Origin of the sequence: Bacillus gobiensis, from assembly GCF_001278705.1 — a bacterium.
GTDB lineage: Bacteria > Bacillota > Bacilli > Bacillales > Bacillaceae > Bacillus > Bacillus gobiensis.
Genome location: NZ_CP012600.1, coordinates 1,609,352 through 1,631,250 on the forward strand (window position 1 = coordinate 1,609,352; position 21,899 = coordinate 1,631,250).

Below are 21,899 nucleotides of genomic sequence, written 5' to 3' on the forward strand. Positions count from 1 at the left end.
TACACTAAAAGGAGCTCATTACATTGATTATCCAATTCATTCGTTACAGATAGTAAAAGGTATAGACTTTTTTATACCCTGCTCATTTTTTTTAATTGTATGAGGCAGGTTTATTTGTCTATGCCTTTTTCATTTATCTAACTAACGAATGAATGAGGTGTAAAAGTTGTCTAACATGAACAAAAAAATAAAAAGGGCAAACGATATTAAGAAAGCCGAATCGATTTTTTCATGCCCGATTTGCCGATCTCAAATGAGAGTATGTGATACAAATAGTTTCGTTTGCACTAACGGCCATACGTTTAATATTGCAAAACAAGGTTATGTAAACTTTTTGGATCACCCGATAAAAACCAACTACGGAAAGGATGTATTTGAGGGAAGGAGAGCCATAATTACGCAAAGTGGCTTATTTGCTCCCCTTTATCATTCTATTGCTGACGTGATAGCCTGCCAGAAAGCTCATTCTATGAATAAAAGAACTTTGGCAATGCTAGATACCGGATGTGGAGAGGGCTCACATTTATCAAGGATATACAAGCATATTTCCTCTTTTAACGGCGATTCAGTAACTGGTGTTGGCATAGATATTTCAAAAGAAGGAATTTTGGCAGCTTCTAAAAAATACGATGAATTGATCTGGTCAGTCGCTGATCTTGCGAATACGCCATTTAACGACAGGCAATTTGATGTTCTGCTGAATATCTTATCCCCTGCAAATTATAAGGAGTTTAAGCGGCTTCTGACTGATGACGGCATCGTGATAAAGGTAGTCCCTCGACGTGATTATTTAAAAGAGGTGCGACAATTCTTTTTTGATAATAAAGAAAAACAAACCTATTCCAATGCAGATATTATTGCTCGTTTTACACATAATTTTCATCATGTAAAATACTTGAATTTACGTTATACCCAAATCCTTGCGAAAACTGAAATTCAAGCATTGGTTCAGATGACCCCTTTAACATGGGATCAATCTAAGAAAAAAATACACCAGTTCTTAGAAAAAGAGTTTATTGACCTAACTGTAGACCTGGATTTATTAATAGGAAGAAAAACCACCAAATAACCTTTTAAAACCCGCTCTTGTTCAGGCGGGTTTTAATAATAATTAAATGAATAAAAATACATTCTTGTCTCAGATCCACTTTTCCATGAATAACAATTCATCCTGCTTATACCCCAAGTTCTCATAAAATCCTTTTACCTGTTTATTGTCCATTTCAATCAGAAGGTTGAGCTTCTCACAGCCGATTTTTTTCAACCGTATTTCGAGTTCGCTGATAATTTTTTGACCTAAATTATTTCCTTGATGTTCCGGATCTACAGCTAAATGATTGATCCAGCCTCTTCTGCCATCATAGCTTCCCATCACAACACCAATGATTGTTCCATTTTCCTCTAAAACAAAAAACAGCTCTGAATCCCTTTTTAATTTTTCCTTTATTCCTTCCAAAGTGTCAGAGCGGGATAAAATCAATCCTGCCCGCTGCCATAAATCAATGACAGAGTTAAAATCGCTCACAGTAAACTGACGAAATTTCATTTATCCTCACCTCAGGTGTCTATAATAATAAAGACATGCCAGGAGCTTCCGGCTCACGTTCTGTGAACCCCAGCTTCTTATAAAAACTGTGTTTTCCTTTTGCTGAGAACAATTGAACCTTCTTCATCCCTTCGTCCTGACATTTTTTTAATAAGTTTTTCAAAATGGTTCTTCCAATGCCTTGCTTTTGATAGTCAGGATGAACCATAACATCACAAATGAATGTTTGATATACCCCGTCAGATACTACTCGCCCAAACCCGATAAGCTCGTCTTTCCGATAAATAGAAACAGAATACCAGCTGTTACAAATCGCTTTGTAAAGCTGGTCCTTTGTGTAATACCCTTCAGCATTCCACCCCGTGGTTTGATGAAGTTTATGAAAATCTTCCTGGTTAGGAAGTATATTTTTACATTCAATCTCCATAAGAATCTCCTTCAAATAAAAATGCATATTTATTAATAATATATAATAAATATGCAAGTAGATAAATAGGAAATTCTCATTTCATCTATTTTTTCTAATTCAATTTAATTGTTCGATACTCATTTTCTACAAAACTATCAATTCTTTTTAAAGCCTCTTGAACACCACCGCAAGCTTGAAAACTCTCATTAATCTTTTTGATTCCTTCTTTGTAGTAATTGTTAGAGAGCACTTCATTTACTGCAGCTGTCAAAGACTGAACATCAATGTTTTCCTTTGATAATCTGTAACCCGCTCCAAGCTCAGTTAATCTCTGTGCTACCATTGGTTGATCCTTGTCATGCGGCAGAACAACCAGGGGAACTTGAAAGTGAATCGCTTCATTGACACTGTTCATACCGCCGTGCGTAATAAAAACATCCGCTTCACTAAGTACCTCCAGTTGAGGAACATAGGAAGAAATGATGAAGTTATCAGGCGCTTGAGTAATTTTTGTGAAATCCGCTCTTTCTCCGGCTGCTATAACAACCTTCCCTTGAAAATCGGCAAAAGCTTCAATGCACGTATTGAAAAACTCTTCTGTCTGATCCAAAACAGTTCCCATCGAAATATAGAGAACTTTCTCATCCTTCAACTCTTCAAGAGGGAACTGATTATTCGACTCTTTTCTTTTTGGAAAACTTGGGCCGATAAAAATATGGCTGTCACCAAAATGATCGCTGTTAGGCTGAAAATACCTGCTTGTGTATACAATCGTTAACTCCCCGTCATTTCTCATGAATTGCAGCAGGTTCTCAGGTGAAACGCCGAACCGGTCTTTTATTTGTTCAAGTAATTTTTCAGCATCCCGATCAAGCTCGAAGGAAGCCTCAGAGTCAGGATGAAAAGGTAATTCTTTAAATACGTCATCCGGCATCTTAAATGAGGGTGATGAAGAGATTCCAGGAATATTGAAGTAATCTCTCACTAACTTTCCTGCTCCGAACATATCATACAGCACAAAATCAAAAGAAATGCTTTCTGACAATTGTTTCGTGATTTCCAGTATATCAAGCGACGATTGAATATGAATGTTTAAAAATGCTTGTAACCCTGCTGATGAAGAAGAATCAATGGAGGCTTTACTGAGCAGATCCGGATGAAGATGTACCTTTGCTCCCACTCCTTCTAGCCGTTCCTTAAACTTTTCAGTCGTAATGTAGTGTACATTGTCTCCCTGTTCTGCAAGAGCCTTCACAATTCCAAGAGTAGGATTCACATGCCCTTCCGCCGGAAAATTAATGAATAATATGTTTGCCATTCTCAAGCTCACTCCTCCAAAGTTTATTGCGAAAGATAGTTATTAATAACTAACATAAATTATAATTCCAGCACAGAAAGCCAGTCAACAAATGACACTTGTATAAGGAAAAATAGTTCTCTTCTCCCTTTTCTTTCTTTTTATATCTAGGACAAAAGTTATTCCAATTGGAATAACTTTTCCCATAATATTATTAAACCTTCTAAAAAAAGAAAGCAGACGTTTTCAGTCCGCTTTCTTTTTATTACTCTTTTATATATCAGCCCTAATAAACTGACATCGTTTCTTCATCAATGGTTTCCAGAATTTCTTTCACCCTCGCAAGAAATCTTCCGGATACAAGTCCGTCAAGTACTCTGTGATCAATGGAAAGGCAAATATTAATCATATCTCTTATCGCAATCATATTACCCTCCATAACCATCGGACGTTTCACGATTGATTCAATTTGCAGGATAGCTGCTTGCGGATGGTTTATAATACCCATCGATTGAATGGAGCCGAATGAACCAGTATTGTTCACAGTAAACGTCCCCCCGCTCATATCCTCCGCATTCAGTGTTCCTGATCTCGCTTTTTTCGCCAGATCAACAATGTCCCTTGCAATTCCTTTGATCGTTTTATCGTCCGCATGCTTAATGACAGGTACATATAAGGCATCTTCTGCAGCAACTGCGATCGAAAGGTGAATATCTTTTTTCTGAATGATGGAATCGCCCGCCCATGTGCTATTGATTTGCGGGAATTCCTTTAATGCTTTTGCAACGGCTTTTACAAAAAACGCGAAAAAGGTAAGATTAAATCCTTCTTTTTGTTTAAATTCTTCCTTGATACGATTTCGGTAAGTAACCAAATCCGTCACATCCACCTCAACCATCATCCAAGCATGGGGAATTTCAGTTTTGCTCTTAACCATATTCGCCGCGATCGTCTTTCTGACTCCGGAAACCGGAATTTCTTTGTCGCCCGACTGTGGCAATGGTTGTGCGATTTCTGCTTTTTCTTCAGCTTGCACCATGGCTGGATCTGGCTTTTCAACACCCTTGCTGGTTTCAGGAATTGTTCCTGATTCGATGATTTTTTGCAAATCCTTTCTTGTTATACGACCGCCGGCACCTGTCCCTTCTACAAGCTGAAGATTTATGCCATTCTCTTCTGCAAGACGAAGCACAGCTGGAGAATATCGGTTTCGTTTCGATTGATCTTTAGCGCGGTTCGAAGTATTTGAATGACTTTCCTCATTCGGTTCAGAGGCAGAAATTTCTTCTACTGTGGTCTTTTTTTCTGCCTCTTCTACTTCTATTTTGCATATCGATACTCCGACTTGGAGCATCTCTCCCTCTTGTGCCGTTAATTCCGTAATTTTCCCGGAATAAGAAGATGGGATTTCCGCATTCACTTTATCTGTCATTACTTCTGCGATTGGATCATATTTCGCTACATGGTCGCCTGGTTTTACGAGCCATTTGCTGATTGTGCCTTCTGTTACGCTCTCACCTAACTGCGGCATTGCCATTTGTTCAATAGGCATAGGTCGTTACCTCCTTGATCTAAAACTCAGCCAATTCTTTCATGGCTGCTTCAACCTTGTCCGGATTCACCATAAAGTACTTTTCCATCGTTGGAGCATAAGGCATGGCTGGAACATCTGGACCGGCGAGCCTTTTAATCGGGGCATCCAAATCAAATAAGCAATGCTCTGCAATAATGGCAGCCACTTCACTCATGACGCTTCCTTCCTTCGTATCCTCTGTTAATAAAAGAACTTTCCCTGTTTTAGAAGCTGCCTCGATAATCGCTTCTTGATCAAGAGGATAGACAGTTCGCAAATCCAGAACGTGAACGGATATTCCTTCAGCTGCAAGGCGATCGGCTGCTTGCAAGGCGAAATGTACACACAGTCCGTACGTAATAACCGTGAGATCTTCTCCTTCCCGTTTTACATCTGCTTTCCCAATAGGCAAAACGTAATCATCGTCTGGTACCTCGCCTTTTATCAAACGGTAAGCTCGCTTGTGCTCGAAAAACAGAACCGGGTCTTCATCTCGTATAGCCGCCTTCAATAATCCTTTGACATCATAAGGAGTCGATGGCATGACTATTTTCAGTCCCGGCTGATTGGCAAAAATCGCTTCTACGGATTGGGAATGGTAAAGCGCGCCGTGAATCCCGCCTCCATAAGGAGCACGAATTACGATCGGGCATGTCCAGTCGCTGTTTGTCCTGTAACGAATTTTAGCAGCTTCCGATACAATTTGGTTGACTGCCGGCATGATAAAATCGGCAAATTGCATCTCTGCAATCGGACGCATCCCATACATAGCAGCGCCTATTCCCACGCCGGCGATTGCAGATTCAGCAAGCGGCGAGTCGATTACCCGTTCTTCGCCGAATTGCTCATAAAGACCTGAGGTTGCTTTAAATACTCCGCCTTTTTTTCCCACATCTTCACCAAGGACAAAAACGCGGGAGTCCCGTTCCATTTCTTCTTTCATTGCCAATGTTACCGCATCAATGTAAGATATTATTGCCATTTGTTCTCCTCCTACTCTGCAAACACATGCCTTAATGCAGCTTCAGGTTCTGCGTAAGGTGCTGCTTCCGCATATTCTGTCGCTTCATTTACTTGCTTCATTACTTCTTCTAAGATAGGTTTTTTGCTTTCTTCCGTCAGCAAACCAGACTGTGTTAGATATTCTTCATATATTTTTAATGGGTCATTCTGTTTTGCTGCTGCCAGTTCTTCCTCTTCACGGTAGATGCGGTCATCATCATCGCTTGAATGGGGCGTCATTCGGTAAGAGATCGTTTCAATCAGGGTTGGTCCTTCTCCCTTCATTGCCCGTTCTCTCGCTTCTTTCACGGCTTGGTACACAGCAAGTAAGTCGTTTCCGTCAACCGTCACACCAGGCATCCCGTACCCCACGGCACGATCTGAAATACGCTCACAGGCCACTTGCTTTTCATAGGGAACTGATATTGCGAACTTGTTATTTTCACACATGAAAATGACTGGGAGCTTATGGACGGCTGCAAAGTTTGCGCCTTCGTGAAAATCCCCCTGATTGGAGGAGCCTTCCCCAAACGTCACAAGCGTGGCAAGTTTTTTATTTTCCAAGCGACTCGCAAGCGCTATTCCAACTGCGTGTGGAACTTGAGTGGTCACAGGCGATGAGCCTGTCACGATCCGATTTTTTTTCTGACCGAAATGCCCCGGCATTTGCTTGCCGCCTGAATTGGGGTCTTCCGCTTTAGCAAAGCCCGAAAGCATAAGGTCAACAGCAGTCATTCCAAAGGAAAGCACAACCCCCATATCGCGATAATAAGGAAGGACATAATCATTTTCGCGATCCATTGCAAAAGACGCACCTACCTGAGCTGCTTCTTGTCCCTGACACGAAACAACAAAAGGGATTTTTCCTGATCGATTTAACAACCACATTCTTTCATCTATCTTCCTAGCCAGTAACATCGTTTGATACATATCAATTGCTTCAGAATCCGAAATTCCCAGCTGTTTATGTTGAGAGTTTCCCATAAAGTACCTCCTAATATTAAAAGTGAATCGCCTTTCCGTATACAGCTTGAGCTGCTTCCCCGATCGCCTCAGATAACGTCGGATGGGGATGGATTGTCTGGCCGATCTCCCAAGGCGTCGCATCAAGGACTTTAGCAAGACTCGCTTCTGAAATCATATCCGTTACATGCGGACCGATCATATGGACGCCTAAAATATCATCCGATTTTTCATCGGTAACGATTTTTACAAAACCGTCTGTTTCTCCCGCCACAAGCGCTTTGCCTACTGCTTGAAAAGGGAATTTCCCTATTTTCACTTGAAATCCTTTCGCCTTTGCTTCTTCCTCAGATAAACCAATGCTTGCTGCCTCTGGGAAAGAGTAAATGCATTTCGCCACCTGTAAGGGATCCAGAGGTTTTGGCTGCTCGCCGGCAATATGTTCTACTGCAATGATCCCTTCATGTGAGGCCACATGGGCAAGCTGCAGACCACCGATACAATCGCCGATTGCATAAATATGTGATTCTTTTGTTTGCTGCAAGTCATTCGTTTTTATGTATCCTTGTTCAATGACGATATCGGTATTTTCTAGACCGATTCCTTCAATATTCGCTTGCCTTCCGACTGAAATGAGCGCTTTATCAGCAGTAAATGTGAAAATCTCTCCATCTTTTTCGGCATCAACTTTGATTCCCGGGGTCTTTATTGCGGTATGAGGCAAAATTTTCGCGCCCGTAATCAATTCAATTCCTCTGTTCTTCAGCTGTTTCGCCATTTCTTTGCTTATGCTCTCGTCCTCTGACGGAAGTATTCGATCTGCATATTCAACGACTGTCACTTTAACGCCGAAATCATTTAGCATAGAAGCCCACTCAATTCCGATCACTCCTCCGCCGATTATCAGCATAGAAGCAGGCAGCTCTTCGAGTGAAAGCGCCTGATCAGAGGAAAGAACCGTATGCTGATCAAATTCCAGCCCGTCTAACACCTTAGGCCTTGAACCTGTTGCGATCACGACATTTTTTGGAATCAGCATTTGGTTCTCCTCCCCATTCGCCAACTCAACAGAGACTGTACCAGGGATGGGTGAAAAAATTGAAGGTCCCAAAATCCTTCCGGTGCCTTCAAAAATATCGATTTTCCCTTTCTTCAGCAAGCTTTTCACACCTTGAAACAACTGGTTGACAATTGCTTGCTTTCGTTCTTGAACCTTTAAGAAGTTAAGAGTAGCGCCTGACGTATTCTCAACCCCGAAGTCGCTTGCCTGCTGCGTCGTTCTAAATACTTCGGCGCTTCTTAAAAGCGCTTTGCTCGGTATACAGCCTTTATGCAGACACGTGCCGCCAAGCTTCTCTTTTTCAACTATTGCGACTCGCAAGCCGAGCTGTGATGCACGGATCGCAGCAACATATCCGCCCGTTCCGCCGCCGATTATCACCAGATCATATTCTGTTGCCATTTGTATCCCTCTCAATCATTCGGATGATAGTGTTTTGCGTTTTCTTGTCTATTTAAAACCCGCAATGCACCTTCTGCGAGTGCTTGCAGTTCATTCTCTCCTGGTACGACGTGCACATCGGCAATCCAATCGACATACCTTCTAATGTTCTCCACGATAAGCTTGCTGTGGGCAAGACCGCCTGTTAAAATAACCGCGTCAACCGTTCCCTGTAACACAGCGGCTGCAGCTCCTATTTCTTTCGCGATTTGATACGTCATTGCTTCATAAACCAGACGCGCTTTTTCGTTCCCTTCTTCGATCATTGTTTCTACTGAATCTGCTTGGGTCGTACCTAGATAGCCCGCAAGCCCGCTCCCTCCGATCAGCATTTTTATCACTTCATCCTTGTAATATTGTCCGGAAAAACAGAGATCGACCAAGTCACCTGTCGGAACTGTACCTGCCCTCTCACGACTGAAAGGTCCTTCCCCATGCAAACCGTTATTGACATCAATCACTTTTCCATGCCGATGTACACCTATTGTAATTCCGCCTCCCATATGGGTAATGATCAAATTTAAATCCTCATACCGTTTCTGTAAGTCTGAAGCAATCTTCCGTCCCACCGCCTTCTGATTCAAGGCATGAAAAATGCTTCTTCTCTCGATCGATGGAAATCCGGAAATCTTAGCAATAGGTTCCATCTCATCAACAACGACAGGATCAACGATAAAGGCAGGAATGTTTAAGCCTGAAGCAATTTCATTCGCTAAAATGCCGCCAAGATTTGAGACGTGCTGGCCGGCATGCCCTGTCTTTAAATCTTTAAGCATTGCCTCGTTCACCTCATAGGTGCCTCCTTCAATCGGCCGAATCAGACCGCCTCTGCCGCAAACGGCATCAAGCCTTGAAAGATTGATTCCTTGATCGTGCAAGGTTTCTAGAATCACCATTTTTCGATATGGATATTGCCCATTAATGCCCCCGAGCTTTATAAGTTCTTTCTCATCATGTCGGACGATCTTTTCAAAGATTAAACGCTCATTATGGTACACACCTATTTTTGTTGAAGTAGAACCTGGATTAATCGCAAGTATGCGATGCTCTTTTCCCCGCAATGTTACTTCCTCCAATTCAAACCCTTTACCTTCTGCTTAGTATGTGATGGCCATTTCGTAAAAACTGGCTTCTTGACCGGCGCATCCTCTCAATCCGTTCTTCAGCGAGACGGTCAGCCGCTAGATATGTCGGAATTCCATCACGATTGGAGATGCTGAGAACCTGTTCAATATTGTTATAAATGCCTTCGACCTTTTTTAGTGCACGGTCTTTGTTGTACCCATATAATTCATCAGCGACATTGATCACTCCGCCAGCATTTATCACATAATCAGGAGCGTATACGATTCCTTTTTCATGAATTAAATCCCCATGCCGTGCTTCCTTCAGCTGATTGTTCGCTGCACCAGCGATTACTTTCGCTTTTAATACCGGAATGGTTTCGTCGTTAATCGTAGCTCCGAGTGCACATGGAGAGTAAATGTCACACTCCTGCGAATAAATATCTGCCGGATCCACCGCACGTGCGCCGAATTCTTGAACGACTCGTTCGACGGCATCTTTATTTATATCCGTCACAATTAGACTTGCACCTTCTTCATGTAAATGGCGGCACAGGTTATAAGCGACATTTCCAACGCCTTGGACAGCTACCACTTTTCCCTCTAGTGAATCTGTTCCGAATGCTGCTTTAGCTGCCGCCTTCATTCCGCGATACACACCGAAAGCAGTAACAGGCGATGGGTTTCCAGAGGATCCGAAAACCGGTGAAATACCTGTAACGAAATCTGTTTCATCATGGATAATGTCCATATCCTCTTCAGTTGTCCCGACATCTTCCGCTGTAATATATCTCCCGTTTAACCCTTGAATATATCTGCCAAAAGCCCGAAACATTTCTTCGTTTTTATCTTTTTTTGGATCGCCGATGATCACTGTTTTCCCTCCGCCCAAGTTCAATCCGGCGGCTGCGTTTTTATAAGTCATACCTCTTGCAAGTCTAAGCGCATCTTCAATCGCAGATTCCTCATTTTCATATGTCCACATTCTTGTTCCGCCAAGAGCGGGGCCAAGCGTCGTATCATGAATCGCAATAATCGCCTTCAATCCAGAGGCTTCATCTTGGCAAAAAACAAGCTGTTCGTAGTCATATTTTTCCATATAACGGAATATTTCCATCTGGTTTTCCTCCTAAAATGATTCATCTTTTTTCGTGCATAACGCAAGGGCAATCGAATTGAGTTTGCTTTCAAATGAATCCGACCTGCTAGTTAAAACAATGGGAGCTCTTGCACCGGCGATGATGGCGGACACTTTTGCTCCGGCAAAATAAATGAGCGATTTATACAGAATATTACCTGCTTCAATTGTCGGTACTAATAAGATGTCCGCGTTTCCCGGTACATCTCCCGTTAATTGTTTATGTTCTGCAGATAGAGCGGAGACAGCATTATCAATGGCTAAAGGTCCATCGATCAAACAATCTTTAATTTGCCCCCTTCGATTCATTTGAGCAAGAGAAGCTGCATGTATGGTTGCTTCCATTTTCGGATTGACAGTTTCAACAGCTGCTAAAGCGGCAACTTTTGGTGAATCGACACCTAAATCTCTGGCGACCTTCACTGCATTGGTAACAATCTGCTCCAATTCCGGCAAATCCGGCTTCAAATTCATTGCAGCATCCGTTACAAACAGGAGCCGATCATATCCTTTGACTTCAAAAACTGCTACATGGGACAACAAATACTTTGTACGCAACCCATACTCTTTGTTCAATACAGCGTTTAAAAGAGTAGATGTTGGCAAATTCCCTTTCATTAGTACTTCGGCATTTTGATTTCGCACCGATTTTACTGCCTGCTCCGCAGAATCTTCGGTAGTTTCTGAATGGATCACGTCGACCCAGTCACTAGATATCGAAAGCGAAAGTTGTTCAAGCATCAATTGCAGCTTGCTGTGATTCCCAAACAGGATAAAACGGGCTATTTTATGCTCCGTCGCATGTTTTACCGCCTTAAGAACTTCAATATCTTCAGCATGGGCTACCGCAATCGTTTGAATCGGTCCGTTTTTCGCTAGATCAATTAAACCTGAAAGCTTCATCCTTTTCCTCCTCTGTGACAAGCCTTTGCATATTGATTCACAGAATTGATATAGAACTATGCAAATTATTGCACGCTATCTTTTGCAAGAGAATATTTATCCATTTTATAGTACAGACTGCGTATGCTTATTCCTAGCGCCTTTGCTGTTTTTGTCCGATTGTAATGAAATTTCTCAAGCTGCTTCTGAATATAGACGGCTTCAAAATCTTCAACTGCTGAAGATAATGTAAGATCCTCATTCAAAAGAATACTCTGTTTGCTTGCATTTTGCTTAGATGAAGCTTTCAGCTCAGGAAGATGCACATGATCGATCCATTCCGTCCTTGAATCTAAAAATATCATTGCTCTGCTGAGGGCATTCTCAAGCTCACGCACGTTTCCAGGCCATTCATACATATTCAGCTTTTTCACTGCTTTCTCCGTTATTCCCTTTACATTTCTGCCATAATCCTGATTTATTTTTTCAATCAAGATTCGGCAAAGATCCATCATATCTTCTTTCCGCTGCCTTAGGGGAGGAATTGAGATAGGGTATCTGTTTAAACGATAATATAAATCTTCAAGAAACCTTCCTTCAGCTAAGGCCTTTTCAATATTCATATTTGTGGCGCCTATAATTCTGACATTGACAGGTATCGGAAATTCGCCACCAACCCTGATGATTTCTTTCTCTTTCATCACTCTTAACAGCTTAGCCTGAGTTGCAAGAGATAATTCCCCAATTTCATCCAAAAAAATGCTGCCATTATTCGCTTCTTCAAAATACCCTTTCTTTCCGCCTCTTTTAGCGCCTGAGAAAGCTTCTTCTTCATATCCGAACAGCTCTGACTCAAGCAAAGATTCCGAAATTGCCGCGCAATTTACTCTTATAAATTTGTTATATTTCTGATTGCTTTCATTATGTATTGCATGTGCAAATAGCTCTTTTCCAGTACCGGACTCTCCTCGAAGAAGGATTGTTGCCGGTGTATTTGCGCCAAGCTTTGCCTGTTCTAGTGCGACGACCATTTCTTCGCTATGCCCAATGATATCATCAAACGTATTTTTTGCTTCCAGCGTACGAATGATATGCTTCGCCGTGTTTAATTCCGAATTCAGCTCTCTCAATTTAGATTCATCTTGAAGGATCCCGACGCTTCCCTTTAAAAATCCATCAACTATAACTGGCGCGGCATTTACAATCACGTCCTTTTTGGCAGGTCCAACCTTCAATCGGGCACCTTTTACTGGACGTCTCGATTCAAGAACCTTAACATGAATGTTTTCACCCTCGGAAATATCTATATCAGCCGGTTTTCCAATCACGTCAGATTCAGACAAACCGGTCATTTTTGTATATGCTTTATTTATCAGAGTCCCTTTGCCATTTTCATCGACAACGGATATCGCTTCATTAGAGGATTGGATAATCGCCTCTAACAATGAGCTAATCTGCTTTAGATTCGTCACTTCTTCCGCCATCTGAATGACATCAGTGATATCCTTGAATAATGCTAGTGCTCCGAGAAGTGTACCGCCATCGTCTATAATTGGAAGACGGGTTGCAATAATTTGCAAATTGGAGTTCAGCAACTGTTTTTTATTAAATTCCGCTTTCCGTGTGTTTAATATCCGAGGCAATCTGGTATTAGGAACAACGTACTTTACATTTTTACCAACCGCATCATCCCGGGAAGTCCCTATTATTTCTTCAGCAGTCTGGTTAAACAGGACGATTTCTTCATTTGAATCAATGAAAATCATTCCTTCATTCATACTGTTAAAGACTCTGCCATCCCTATAGGTTTGGGACTTGAGCGTTTGAATCAATTCCTGTTTTTCTTGAAAAAGATCGGACAAGATATGCGCCATCGGGCTTGGGATCACAGTAATATGATCAAATTTATTTTCCATTAACTGTTGAAGCAGCGCTTGATTCCCGCTCACTTCAAAGATGATGTCTATGTCCTTAGTTACATGGGTTTTCCAATCATCAGCAATGGGAATGCCATGTTGTTTTGCAAGAACCATACCTTCTGCATTAAGGTGTTTATCTATTACAGCTGCAATATTAACCATTTTTGTAGTAAGAAACATTTGTAAAAGGGCTGATCCCCCTTTACCGGCACCAATCAGCAATACATTTTGCATGACTTTACCCCTTTGTATGAAATCATTTGCAGAATTCATTGATCTATTTATTGCAAAACCTTGCACTTCCATTATCATATCATGACTTCAGATATTGACAAAACATTTTTTCACAGAGAAAATAAAAATGAGACACAGGAGGGGGATGTGTGTGGGAAGGATAATTGCATTACTTATTTTGCTTATTCCGGGAATCATTGCTGGTGTAGGAATAAAGCTAATGAGGGACACATTTTTTGGCGTTTTGGTTTCTCCTTTTTCCATCCTTTGGGTTCAAGGTTTCATAGGGATGATTTGTTTTGCTTTTGGGTTATATATCGTTGCTGGCTTTATCCTTTTCCGGGATCGAAAACGAAACAATGTAAGCGCTCGCTTCAGAAAATAAAAAACTCCTGCAGTGGAGTTTAAACTAAGCCCCATTTGCAGGAAAGTTTCATTCATTTTGAGATAAACTCGTTGATTAGATAAGAAGACCAAGCTTCATGTCCTAAAGAACTAGGTTCGTTATTCCCTTTTTCTACATATTGTTTTAATTTAGGATCCTCGATTTCCGGCCAATTTTCCCAATGATCCAGATAGTAATGACCGTTCGATTCGATGGACTTTCTCATCGATTCCATGTGCTGAGGATAGTAGGTTGTATCATAAATCGGATAAGATGGCTGTAACATAACGATTGCGTCCTTATTTGCTTTTTCGATTGACGTAATAACCATTTGAGCCACGTCTTCAGCACTTTTTGTCGAGACATTCCCATTATTTTTTAATACAAATGGCTCAAACAACACCAAATCAGGTTTTAACTCTGCGACCTTCAAATAAGATTTATCGCTAGACACATCTAACGAGTCTCTGTCACCATCTTCCGCGATAATATGAATATCAAAAACATCTTCTCCGTAAGTATCAAGAAGAGCCTCCTTAAACACCTTGGACCAAGACCCATCCTTCTCCTCAACTGCAGACGATCCATAAATGACAAATTTTAACGGTTTTTTCTCCTCTATTGCTTTTTCGATTTTATTGGCGACAACTTCCGGAAGATTCTTTGTATATGTCATATTTTCTATTTCTTTCTTTGATGAATTTTCTTCGTTATTATTTGCCGCGTCACCAGCAGCAGCTGACACTTTGCTGTCATCACTTTTAGACTTATGAGTCCAGTACAAATTTCCTATAATAATAATTGTTATGCATAGTATTACTGATAAAGCCGCCATTGCTTTTTCCAAAATCGCATCCTCCATTTGCACTATATTCTCATTCAATTTAATTATAAGGAAAAAGTTCCTTGACGGTAAATAATTGTCAAATAATTTGATAGTTTGATGAAAGAATGCTTAGAAAAAGCTACATCGCTTGAGTTGTTTTTTTCAGAAGTTTTGCCCGAATAAGTCCATTTCTAACTTGAATGCCTGCAATACTTGCCAGGAACGCCTTTATCACTCCGACGACAAGAAATGGATAAACGCCGACAGCCAAAGCCTTCGTCCACGATAAATCGAGAACCAATTTTAGCTGAACCGCACCAAACGCCAGCGTCACTATCATCCCTGCCACATTTGCGACAATTGCCATTGGCAGCGTAAAAACTGTCCGTTCCAAAATCCAACCTGTCAGAAATGCTGCGGCAACAAATCCGATAATGTAACCTCCCGTCGGACCTGCAATAATTTGTGCGCCTCCTTTAAAACCGGCAAAAACCGGTGCACCGATGGCACCAATTGCAGCGTAGCAGATCATCGAAACAGATCCAAGCCTGCTTCCCAAAATAGTTGCTGTTAACCCTACCGCCAAAGTTTGGCCGCTGATCGGAACAAACGGCAGTGGAATTTCAATTTGGGCAAAAACAGCTGTAATGGCAGCAAACATCCCACAAAGGATCACCTTACGAAGCTTTGAGTTGTTATGATTCATTTGATTTTCCTGCTTCCTATGTATGTTAACTTTATTTTATTAAGGTTAACATATCATCACTTATCAGGATAGAGGATTTTTCTCAAAACCGGGTAAAGAAAAAGAGACGCTGGAATGCGCCTCTCACTAAACCATCTCTCAATCAAATTCTATCAATGCCAACGATGCGCTTTTGCATTGCTACGTAAAATGATGTTCGTCTGAGACATTTCCGTATGCCCATTCACCTGTGACTTAGCACGTTTCGGCCTTGTCCAGTTATGATGAAAAAGCTCAGAGTGTTGATCTAATTTGTCTTTATAACTCATCAAATCACCTCAGATAGAATTTTTTGATGCGATGGGATATTCAATCAGTTGAATATCAACCTTATTTTACGCAAATTCATCTATTACATACGATCCTCCTTTTTCACAGCTTCTTGTATCTCCTCCCAGTCAGAGTACAATCCGCTTCCATTGCAGCTTGGACAAACAACTGAATGTCCTTCAAACGGACTGATGAATGAAATATGCGCTGTCCCCCGGCAAGCCGGACACTTTCCTTCTGCTTTCATTTTATTTACATGTTTGGCATGTTGAGCATGGAACCAATCTGATAGAAATGTAAATAGCTTCACGATATTCACCTTTTTAAGAAGAATTAATATTATTTATATATATTCAAATGACGGGGACAAGGTGAATGGTTATTAAACAATTTACACGTGAAGAATAAGATTTAGGAAATATTGGGCAAACTACCTTTAAAAATGAAGAGGTGTCCAAAATAATGAAATATATTTGGTCTTTTATCATAAAATTAATAGCGACTTTTGCCTTGTTGTTTTTTATTCTAAACATGGGATTCGGCATATCTTTTCAAACTGTCGTATTTATTTCGCTCATTATGAGTATTGCTGGTTATCTGTTAGGTGATTTATTCATCCTTTCAAAAACGAATAACATTCTTGCTACCCTGGCAGATTTCACGCTAGCATTTGCCCTAACTTGGATCACTCTTGATATGTTCACTGATAATCCCGGAGCTATCTTTTGGGGGACTGTTTTCGCTGTCTCAGGTCTGACAATGTTCGAATACTTCTATCATAAATTTTTTGCGATCAGTGTTTTGAATAAACATCGGATACATGAAGCTAAAGAACCTGTCATCAACCCAGCCTACACTCTTCAAACAGAAGCATCAGAAGAGTTAGATCCTGAAATAACAGAGGATGGCAAGAATAATCGCAAAAAGTGATATAGTGGAAGATTTGTTTCATGGTTAGTTATGGTTTGATTGACACATAATACAGACATACTTTTAGCGCTTGACTGTTTCTCAAGCGGCTAAACAGGGACGGGCTGTTTATCTGTTCCTGTCATTTGTTGAAGGAGGTCATATAATGGACATACAGCGTGCACAAGAAATTGTCGCTTCACCAGAAATGATTAACGTAACCTATAACGGAGTATCTGTCTATAAATATAGATGAGAAGAGCGAAATGGCCAGTATCTATCCTCTGGATGAGCCGAATAAAGAGCAAGAAATACCTCTAACAAGCTTAATGGAGCAGTAACAAAGCACTTTTTGCACCGACTACTGGCTAATTTTTGAAAGATCAATAATTTTTGGTCATATGGAGGTCTTGTTCAGGATAACACCTAATTCACATCGAAAAACGCATATCAAGTAATAAACAAAAACACTCAGAGAAATATCGTTCTGAGCGTTTTTGTTTGTTACAGTTAAGCAATTAAAGCCACCTTTATTTTAATAAATTTTGAAAATTGATTGTTTATCAAATCCTTATCCATTAAACCTTCCCATCAAAATGGTATTATAATATTTCCCGTCAGATAGAATTTTGTCTTTTTTTAAAATACCTTCCACTTCAAAACCATATTTTTTATAAAGCATTATAGCTTTATTATTGGTTTCAATAACATTCAAAGTAATTTTTTTAATTCCATTTGAGTCTGCCCAATGAACAGATTCTTTTAAAAGGTTTTTTCCTATACCATATCCCCTAAATTCTTTTAATACACAGATTCCAAATTCCACTTTATGTGACGTTCTTTTCAATCTGTTGCCTTCACATCTTGAAAAACCAACAATTCTTTCATCAACTTCAGCAACTAAAAACAGGTTATTAATACTTTCTGTATCATTTTTAATTATCTTCTTGAAACCAGTTTCATCTATGTAGGCTTCGCCTTTTTCTCTGTCTAAATTTTCTGTTTCACCATCTATTTGCAGCCTTACATCAGCCAATTTTTTCGCATCTTTTTCTATTGCTGACCTTACAATATAACGTATATTATAATTATTAAATTCTTTTGGAATAACCCTTATTACAATTTCCTCCTATCAATCTTTATTGAATTATACTTATATTACCATATAATTATAATCCCCTGTTTATTCATTTAATTTAACAATCCGAATAACACGATGACAATAGTTATTGGTATATGTGTTAATTTATTTGCGATGCAATTTCTTATTTCAAATGTGAATACTGGTTGATAAAGCGGGAGTAAAAAAGACCAATCAACATTTGAATTGGTCTGGTAATTAGTTTGCTATTTACTATGCTTTCTCCAAAAAACGGAACTACTTTATTTTTTTAGGAAAGCTTTTTAAACTCGTATTTAATTTCCATGTGTATTATTTAAACAATTAGTCCGTTGTAATATTAACTCTAAGATGCTTTATGTTCCAGCCGCAATTTATCAGCAACCATCGCAATGAATTCACTGTTTGTCGGTTTGGCTTTGGACATGCTGACGGTATATCCAGGCGTTATAGTAACGTTTTTCGACTATTTTACGTAATCTTTATCGGTATGTACCCGCTAAGTTTATCGGTCATTTGCCGATGTGTTATAAGGCGATATTACCAAATATTGCACAGTTGTACAAGCGTTATTTTTCGTATGTATTTGCGCAAATAAAAAACTCCCCGGTCATATAGCCGAGGATTTGCCATCTTGCTTACTTCACTTGTGTAACCTTCCAGTCCATATAAGCATGAAAAACCTTGTCGCCGGTTGTCTTGTATTTTCTTGCGATCCTCCAAAGTTCCGTTTGAATATCCGGGAGAAGTTCTTCAAAACTAACATGACCATTCTCCTGCATGAATAATTCGAATTCTTTAACCATAGGCTCCATATTCTCACCTCCCGTTTAATCCATTATCGGATAAAATACGGGACAATGGAACTATATGCGTAATTTGTCTAACAAAAAAAAGCGCGACTCCCCGTTAAGGCAGCCGCATTCCATTAATTCAATAGCTTATTCAATTCCGCAAGCTGGTCGCTTACTTCTTCGTCCGTTAACCGTTTCGTCTTGCGCTGATCCTCGCTAACGATAGACATCTCGCTCTTGTTGACGAGCTTACCGATCATCTGATAATAAAGCTGAAGCGCCTTGATCGAACCAATTCCGTTGTTTCCTCCGCGAATAAGTTTGATAAGCATTGCGTCGACTTCGGATCGGTATGAATAGAGAGTAACGTCGCTGATTGCGTTTTGATACGCGATAAAGTTTCGGTCACTCTTGCGCCAATTGTACAGCGTTTTCGTGGAGATACCAACCTCTTCCGCGATCTCTTCATATGAGCGCTTTTTACCTTCGACCTGGGCGGCAAGTTCGTTATTATTCAGAAGCCACGCAGCCTTTTTTTGTTGATCCGTTAATGATAGCTCTAATTCTTCCATTGATAGTGACATTATAGTTCCTCCTTGTATTTATTGATTTCCGCGATTAAATAGGCGTCATCGGCCTTTAACCGGTCATACTCGCGCTTAATTTCTTTTAATTGCTCGTAATTCTCGCCGTTACTTCGTTTGTAGTCATATGCTGCCGTACTCAACGTAACTCGGTAGCCAAGACGCGCAATTTGTAGCGCCTGCAATAAACGCCTTACATACCGGCCCGGATCCGATTCTGAGTCCGCCTTTTCGATCGTTTGGCTTGCGATTGTCATGCCGACCGCGAACGAATTAATTTGCTGTTCAGCGTTCCATATAAGCGACAAATAATCGTTATACTTCGCAAATATCTCCGTATTAGCCGGCAAAACGGCATCGGCTTCGTTGCACAACGCAGTGTATTTCGCGACGTACTCATACAACGGACTGCAGCGCTCTTATCAATACGTTAGCCAGTGAAATAGGGACGAAAGGTTTACGCGGTTCCGATATCCCAAGCGACTCCATTCGTTTTCTTAATTCCTCGATTTCTTTGCGGATTGCATCTGACACGTTATCACCTCCGAAAATTAAAAGAACGCCCCGGAAGGCGCTCACTGTCGTATTACTTCGTCTCGGACATACCCGCAGAAAGTATCCGTTGCTGTAACGGAAATTGAATCGAACGGCTCAAGTAATTCGTCTAATGTGTATCCTGACGGAATCATAAAAACATGGCCGTTTACTTCAACCGTTAAATCACTTACTCCAGTATTAATCAAAACGAGATACTCGCATCGTTTTTTAAAAGTCTTTTCGAAATTACCGCTCCCACTGAAGCCCTCTCTCGCGTAAAAATACTTGTCGTATAATGCCATTTTAAAATTCCTCCTTATTTGATTTCACCCTGCATCCAAGCGCTGTAAATCTCTCTATCGATGATCCCATACGGATTTGTACCATTGCCGCGATACGTATAAATCGGCTGATGAACGGATAATGACGGTTCGTTATCTTTTGCGGTCTTTTCATTGACGCCAATCTCGCGTACAAGATCGTAGTATTTCCCCTGCCCATCTACCATAATTAAATCGTGATAAGCTTTCGCGGCCTCTAAATACTCTTGCTTGGCCTTCGCGATCCTTTCAAGTGCCTTATCTTTTTCCGCGGCATGATTCGCTAAGATTTCCGCTTTAGCCAACCGTAAGACTTCGAGAGTTAGTTCGTTTTCTTTTACAGACTTGGACTGAAATACAACGCTTGACCTCTGTTGCGATCCGCTTACCTCAAGCCTTAGCGCCGCGACTTTCTTGCGAGCTTCGTTCTCTTTTTTTCGATTCTCTGCGGAAGGGTCATCGCCAAGTTGTTCAATTGCTGTGGCAAGTTCTTGTTCAGTTTCGGCTAGTTCCTGCGCGATTGAATCGTTATAGCCTTTCATCTTCTCGCCGCTTGCTTCACGGCTTTGTTTAAGCGCTTTAAGTTCGTCAATTTTCCCCTGTAGTTTTTTCGAAAATTCCATTTGTCATCGTCTCCCTTTATCGAATAATTTTTTGCGGATTAAAAAAACGATCGAATAATAGTTGCCATCGTCCTTTAACCGTCCGTGCTTGTTCTAACGCATCAAGCGCCTCATCCAGCGCCATTACTTCGAAGGGACTTGCATCGTCATCCCCGTACTCACCGGATCCAATCTCGTAAGCTGAAAATCGTTTTAGTAAACGCTGTGTTCCTCGGCTAAGTGCCGGATATAACGGAGGCTCGATCTCCATAACTTCGAATGCCAGCGGATTGACTACCGATATGTCAAAGTTAATGTGTAGCGTTATTACACCGTCAAGCCTTGCCGCAACTCTGAGCGCCCTTTGTAATGCGATGTTTCCTGCGTAACTTTCGTCGTTTCTGCGATCTCCTAACGCAAGAAAGACACCGCTTGCCTTAACGCCTTCGAAGTTCGATATCACGTAACTATATGCGGTATGCTTGTCGTCGCCGGCAGATGCGAGGTACAAAGAGTACTTCAATCCGTTTCACCGCCTGCTTCTGCACTTTCTAGCGCTTGGATGCGTGTATCTATCGAAAGTAATTCCGCTGCTTGCCGCGTAGATCCGGCTCCGCCTTTGTATTCCGCTGCCTTCTCGTCATAAATACTCCGCAACTCACTAACGGACATGCCTTCGTATGGATCGGCAGGCTTTCCAGCGTCGTGGTTGCCGTTGTGTATGGCCGTATAAAGGGTGTAAACGTCCTTTAACGCCTGTTGATATTCGCTGTCTGTGACGGATCGATACAGCTTTAATGCGCCCTCATACCGCATGACAACCTGTTTCGCGTCTATTAATTGGCGCTCAAGTTCCTTCCGCTCTTCTAACCAGTCCATTTACAATTCCTCCTCGATTGTATTTTTACGACTCAACGCATCGAGAGATAGTTGGATACAGTCTTTAATACCGTAATAGCTCTCGATATTTCTAATCTTTATATTTTTTGGCGGAGTGTAATTTCTTACTTTTCTTGACATTCGGATAATCGCGTCTTCTGTTCCTACTAGTCTTTTAATGTGCTGTACGGAATAGTCGAAGCCCATATCCCAGTTGTTATGATCCGCGATGTATATAGACGCTATATAGATAATTTTTGAACCACCGCCCCATTCCTGGATACCGATACCTGTCCCGGATCCGTCCGTTGAAATGGATACTCTAAATCTGCGTCTTTTCGTTTTTACCTTCATCAGCTTCGCCCGCCTTTAACTTTTCGAATAAATGCGTAGTCCAATC

At 41.0% G+C, this 21,899-nt stretch carries 30 protein-coding genes and 1 pseudogene; 5 read left to right on the plus strand and 26 right to left on the minus strand.

The window, feature by feature from the left end:
- Positions 1–175 precede the first annotated feature (175 nt).
- A complete protein-coding gene (locus tag AM592_RS07890; protein ID WP_053606034.1) occupies positions 176–1,069 on the plus strand; it encodes a putative RNA methyltransferase in 894 nt (297 codons plus the stop codon).
- 69 nt (positions 1,070–1,138) lie between these two features.
- Here AM592_RS07890 and AM592_RS07895 read toward each other — a convergent pair whose 3' ends face one another.
- From AM592_RS07895 to AM592_RS07945, 11 genes are all read right to left on the minus strand, one after another.
- Entirely contained in the window at positions 1,139–1,546 is a 408-nt protein-coding gene (locus tag AM592_RS07895) for a GNAT family acetyltransferase (protein WP_053603283.1), read from the minus strand.
- A 19-nt stretch (positions 1,547–1,565) separates the two neighbouring features.
- Complete coding sequence (locus AM592_RS07900; RefSeq protein WP_053603284.1) at positions 1,566–1,973, minus strand: GNAT family N-acetyltransferase; 408 nt, start codon at positions 1,971–1,973, stop codon at positions 1,566–1,568.
- 94 nt (positions 1,974–2,067) lie between these two features.
- Positions 2,068–3,273, minus strand: a complete 1,206-nt coding sequence (locus AM592_RS07905) for a macrolide family glycosyltransferase (RefSeq protein WP_053603285.1) — start codon at positions 3,271–3,273, stop codon at positions 2,068–2,070.
- Positions 3,274–3,538: 265 nt separating this feature from the next.
- Positions 3,539–4,804: a dihydrolipoamide acetyltransferase family protein gene (locus AM592_RS07910; RefSeq protein ID WP_053603286.1), complete on the minus strand. Its 1,266-nt coding sequence runs from the start codon at positions 4,802–4,804 to the stop codon at positions 3,539–3,541.
- A 19-nt stretch (positions 4,805–4,823) separates the two neighbouring features.
- Positions 4,824–5,807: an alpha-ketoacid dehydrogenase subunit beta gene (locus AM592_RS07915; protein ID WP_053603287.1), complete on the minus strand. Its 984-nt coding sequence runs from the start codon at positions 5,805–5,807 to the stop codon at positions 4,824–4,826.
- Positions 5,808–5,818: 11 nt separating this feature from the next.
- Positions 5,819–6,811: a thiamine pyrophosphate-dependent dehydrogenase E1 component subunit alpha gene (locus tag AM592_RS07920; RefSeq protein ID WP_053603288.1), complete on the minus strand. Its 993-nt coding sequence runs from the start codon at positions 6,809–6,811 to the stop codon at positions 5,819–5,821.
- A gap of 16 nt (positions 6,812–6,827) precedes the next feature.
- Positions 6,828–8,252 carry a dihydrolipoyl dehydrogenase gene (gene lpdA / locus AM592_RS07925; protein WP_053603289.1) on the minus strand — a complete coding sequence of 475 codons (1,425 nt, stop codon included), beginning with the start codon at positions 8,250–8,252 and terminating at the stop codon, positions 6,828–6,830.
- A gap of 11 nt (positions 8,253–8,263) precedes the next feature.
- The gene (gene buk, locus AM592_RS07930; RefSeq protein WP_053603290.1) at positions 8,264–9,352 is read right to left on the minus strand and encodes a butyrate kinase; all 1,089 of its coding nucleotides are present in this window, start codon (positions 9,350–9,352) and stop codon (positions 8,264–8,266) included.
- Between the two features lie 25 nt (positions 9,353–9,377).
- Positions 9,378–10,472 (minus strand): branched-chain amino acid dehydrogenase, encoded by a 1,095-nt coding sequence (bcd, locus tag AM592_RS07935; protein ID WP_053603291.1) that lies wholly within the window; start codon positions 10,470–10,472, stop codon positions 9,378–9,380.
- Positions 10,473–10,484: 12 nt separating this feature from the next.
- Positions 10,485–11,396, minus strand: a complete 912-nt coding sequence (yqiS, locus tag AM592_RS07940; RefSeq protein WP_053603292.1) for a phosphate butyryltransferase — start codon at positions 11,394–11,396, stop codon at positions 10,485–10,487.
- Positions 11,397–11,461: 65 nt separating this feature from the next.
- Complete coding sequence (locus AM592_RS07945) at positions 11,462–13,528, minus strand: sigma-54 interaction domain-containing protein (RefSeq protein WP_053603293.1); 2,067 nt, start codon at positions 13,526–13,528, stop codon at positions 11,462–11,464.
- 151 nt (positions 13,529–13,679) lie between these two features.
- Between AM592_RS07945 and AM592_RS07950 the strand changes: the two genes are divergently transcribed.
- Positions 13,680–13,913: a DUF2627 domain-containing protein gene (locus tag AM592_RS07950; RefSeq protein WP_053603294.1), complete on the plus strand. Its 234-nt coding sequence runs from the start codon at positions 13,680–13,682 to the stop codon at positions 13,911–13,913.
- A gap of 52 nt (positions 13,914–13,965) precedes the next feature.
- Here the strand turns inward: AM592_RS07950 and AM592_RS07955 are convergent, their stop codons facing one another.
- The 4 genes from AM592_RS07955 to AM592_RS07965 all read right to left on the minus strand — a co-directional run bounded on the left by AM592_RS07955 (position 13,966) and on the right by AM592_RS07965 (position 16,064).
- The gene (locus AM592_RS07955) at positions 13,966–14,760 is read right to left on the minus strand and encodes a hypothetical protein (protein WP_053603295.1); all 795 of its coding nucleotides are present in this window, start codon (positions 14,758–14,760) and stop codon (positions 13,966–13,968) included.
- Positions 14,761–14,878: 118 nt separating this feature from the next.
- Positions 14,879–15,445: a biotin transporter BioY gene (locus AM592_RS07960; protein ID WP_053603296.1), complete on the minus strand. Its 567-nt coding sequence runs from the start codon at positions 15,443–15,445 to the stop codon at positions 14,879–14,881.
- A 152-nt stretch (positions 15,446–15,597) separates the two neighbouring features.
- A complete protein-coding gene (locus AM592_RS23210) occupies positions 15,598–15,753 on the minus strand; it encodes a YpzG family protein (protein WP_082363860.1) in 156 nt (51 codons plus the stop codon).
- Positions 15,754–15,836: 83 nt separating this feature from the next.
- Positions 15,837–16,064: a hypothetical protein gene (locus AM592_RS07965; RefSeq protein WP_053603297.1), complete on the minus strand. Its 228-nt coding sequence runs from the start codon at positions 16,062–16,064 to the stop codon at positions 15,837–15,839.
- A 152-nt stretch (positions 16,065–16,216) separates the two neighbouring features.
- Between AM592_RS07965 and AM592_RS07970 the strand changes: the two genes are divergently transcribed.
- The 3 genes from AM592_RS07970 (at position 16,217) to AM592_RS25330 (ending at position 17,004) form a co-directional block, all read left to right on the plus strand.
- Positions 16,217–16,684: a YndM family protein gene (locus AM592_RS07970; protein WP_053603298.1), complete on the plus strand. Its 468-nt coding sequence runs from the start codon at positions 16,217–16,219 to the stop codon at positions 16,682–16,684.
- 145 nt (positions 16,685–16,829) lie between these two features.
- Complete coding sequence (locus tag AM592_RS25325) at positions 16,830–16,919, plus strand: small, acid-soluble spore protein, H family (protein WP_404799049.1); 90 nt, start codon at positions 16,830–16,832, stop codon at positions 16,917–16,919.
- 10 nt (positions 16,920–16,929) lie between these two features.
- Complete coding sequence (locus tag AM592_RS25330; RefSeq protein WP_404799052.1) at positions 16,930–17,004, plus strand: hypothetical protein; 75 nt, start codon at positions 16,930–16,932, stop codon at positions 17,002–17,004.
- Between the two features lie 230 nt (positions 17,005–17,234).
- Here AM592_RS25330 and AM592_RS07975 read toward each other — a convergent pair whose 3' ends face one another.
- From AM592_RS07975 to AM592_RS08010, 11 genes and pseudogenes are all read right to left on the minus strand, one after another.
- On the minus strand, positions 17,235–17,780 hold the full coding sequence (locus AM592_RS07975) for a GNAT family N-acetyltransferase (RefSeq protein WP_053603299.1): 546 nt from the start codon (positions 17,778–17,780) through the stop codon (positions 17,235–17,237).
- Between the two features lie 349 nt (positions 17,781–18,129).
- Positions 18,130–18,225: pseudogene (locus tag AM592_RS23910) on the minus strand (sporulation initiation factor Spo0A C-terminal domain-containing protein); the annotation flags it as partial.
- Between the two features lie 196 nt (positions 18,226–18,421).
- Positions 18,422–18,598: a hypothetical protein gene (locus AM592_RS24105; RefSeq protein WP_158320294.1), complete on the minus strand. Its 177-nt coding sequence runs from the start codon at positions 18,596–18,598 to the stop codon at positions 18,422–18,424.
- A gap of 113 nt (positions 18,599–18,711) precedes the next feature.
- Positions 18,712–19,161, minus strand: a complete 450-nt coding sequence (locus AM592_RS07980) for a phBC6A51 family helix-turn-helix protein (RefSeq protein WP_053603300.1) — start codon at positions 19,159–19,161, stop codon at positions 18,712–18,714.
- Positions 19,161–19,565, minus strand: coding sequence for a hypothetical protein (locus AM592_RS07985; protein ID WP_053603301.1), 405 nt, complete (start codon positions 19,563–19,565; stop codon positions 19,161–19,163). Before AM592_RS07985 ends, AM592_RS07980 begins: the two co-directional genes overlap by 1 nt.
- Positions 19,558–19,695, minus strand: a complete 138-nt coding sequence (locus AM592_RS24110; RefSeq protein WP_158320295.1) for a hypothetical protein — start codon at positions 19,693–19,695, stop codon at positions 19,558–19,560. The genes AM592_RS07985 and AM592_RS24110 overlap by 8 nt, the downstream gene beginning before the upstream one ends.
- Positions 19,696–19,736: 41 nt before the next feature.
- Entirely contained in the window at positions 19,737–20,000 is a 264-nt protein-coding gene (locus tag AM592_RS07990) for a hypothetical protein (protein WP_053603302.1), read from the minus strand.
- 14 nt (positions 20,001–20,014) lie between these two features.
- On the minus strand, positions 20,015–20,641 hold the full coding sequence (locus AM592_RS07995; protein WP_053603303.1) for a hypothetical protein: 627 nt from the start codon (positions 20,639–20,641) through the stop codon (positions 20,015–20,017).
- Between the two features lie 16 nt (positions 20,642–20,657).
- Positions 20,658–21,143, minus strand: a complete 486-nt coding sequence (locus AM592_RS08000; RefSeq protein WP_053603304.1) for a hypothetical protein — start codon at positions 21,141–21,143, stop codon at positions 20,658–20,660.
- Positions 21,140–21,499 carry a hypothetical protein gene (locus AM592_RS08005; RefSeq protein WP_053603305.1) on the minus strand — a complete coding sequence of 120 codons (360 nt, stop codon included), beginning with the start codon at positions 21,497–21,499 and terminating at the stop codon, positions 21,140–21,142. Before AM592_RS08005 ends, AM592_RS08000 begins: the two co-directional genes overlap by 4 nt.
- Positions 21,500–21,853: a hypothetical protein gene (locus tag AM592_RS08010; protein ID WP_053603306.1), complete on the minus strand. Its 354-nt coding sequence runs from the start codon at positions 21,851–21,853 to the stop codon at positions 21,500–21,502.
- Positions 21,854–21,899: the final 46 nt, after the last annotated feature.

Bases quoted from the DNA above. Each gene is read 5' to 3' on its own strand.
- AM592_RS07890 (WP_053606034.1), top strand. From the start codon at position 176: ATGAACAAAAAAATAAAAAGGGCAAACGATATTAAGAAAGCCGAATCG.
- AM592_RS07895 (WP_053603283.1), bottom strand. From the start codon at position 1,546: ATGAAATTTCGTCAGTTTACTGTGAGCGATTTTAACTCTGTCATTGAT.
- AM592_RS07900 (WP_053603284.1), bottom strand. From the start codon at position 1,973: ATGGAGATTGAATGTAAAAATATACTTCCTAACCAGGAAGATTTTCAT.
- AM592_RS07905 (WP_053603285.1), bottom strand. From the start codon at position 3,273: ATGGCAAACATATTATTCATTAATTTTCCGGCGGAAGGGCATGTGAAT.
- AM592_RS07910 (WP_053603286.1), bottom strand. From the start codon at position 4,804: ATGCCTATTGAACAAATGGCAATGCCGCAGTTAGGTGAGAGCGTAACA.
- AM592_RS07915 (WP_053603287.1), bottom strand. From the start codon at position 5,807: ATGGCAATAATATCTTACATTGATGCGGTAACATTGGCAATGAAAGAA.
- AM592_RS07920 (WP_053603288.1), bottom strand. From the start codon at position 6,811: ATGGGAAACTCTCAACATAAACAGCTGGGAATTTCGGATTCTGAAGCA.
- lpdA (WP_053603289.1), bottom strand. From the start codon at position 8,252: ATGGCAACAGAATATGATCTGGTGATAATCGGCGGCGGAACGGGCGGA.
- bcd (WP_053603291.1), bottom strand. From the start codon at position 10,472: ATGGAAATATTCCGTTATATGGAAAAATATGACTACGAACAGCTTGTT.
- yqiS (WP_053603292.1), bottom strand. From the start codon at position 11,396: ATGAAGCTTTCAGGTTTAATTGATCTAGCGAAAAACGGACCGATTCAA.
- AM592_RS07945 (WP_053603293.1), bottom strand. From the start codon at position 13,528: ATGCAAAATGTATTGCTGATTGGTGCCGGTAAAGGGGGATCAGCCCTT.
- AM592_RS07960 (WP_053603296.1), bottom strand. From the start codon at position 15,445: ATGAATCATAACAACTCAAAGCTTCGTAAGGTGATCCTTTGTGGGATG.
- AM592_RS23210 (WP_082363860.1), bottom strand. From the start codon at position 15,753: ATGAGTTATAAAGACAAATTAGATCAACACTCTGAGCTTTTTCATCAT.
- AM592_RS07970 (WP_053603298.1), top strand. From the start codon at position 16,217: ATGAAATATATTTGGTCTTTTATCATAAAATTAATAGCGACTTTTGCC.
- AM592_RS25325 (WP_404799049.1), top strand. From the start codon at position 16,830: ATGGACATACAGCGTGCACAAGAAATTGTCGCTTCACCAGAAATGATT.
- AM592_RS24105 (WP_158320294.1), bottom strand. From the start codon at position 18,598: ATGGAGCCTATGGTTAAAGAATTCGAATTATTCATGCAGGAGAATGGT.
- AM592_RS07980 (WP_053603300.1), bottom strand. From the start codon at position 19,161: ATGTCACTATCAATGGAAGAATTAGAGCTATCATTAACGGATCAACAA.
- AM592_RS07990 (WP_053603302.1), bottom strand. From the start codon at position 20,000: ATGGCATTATACGACAAGTATTTTTACGCGAGAGAGGGCTTCAGTGGG.
- AM592_RS07995 (WP_053603303.1), bottom strand. From the start codon at position 20,641: ATGGAATTTTCGAAAAAACTACAGGGGAAAATTGACGAACTTAAAGCG.
- AM592_RS08005 (WP_053603305.1), bottom strand. From the start codon at position 21,499: ATGGACTGGTTAGAAGAGCGGAAGGAACTTGAGCGCCAATTAATAGAC.
- AM592_RS08010 (WP_053603306.1), bottom strand. From the start codon at position 21,853: ATGAAGGTAAAAACGAAAAGACGCAGATTTAGAGTATCCATTTCAACG.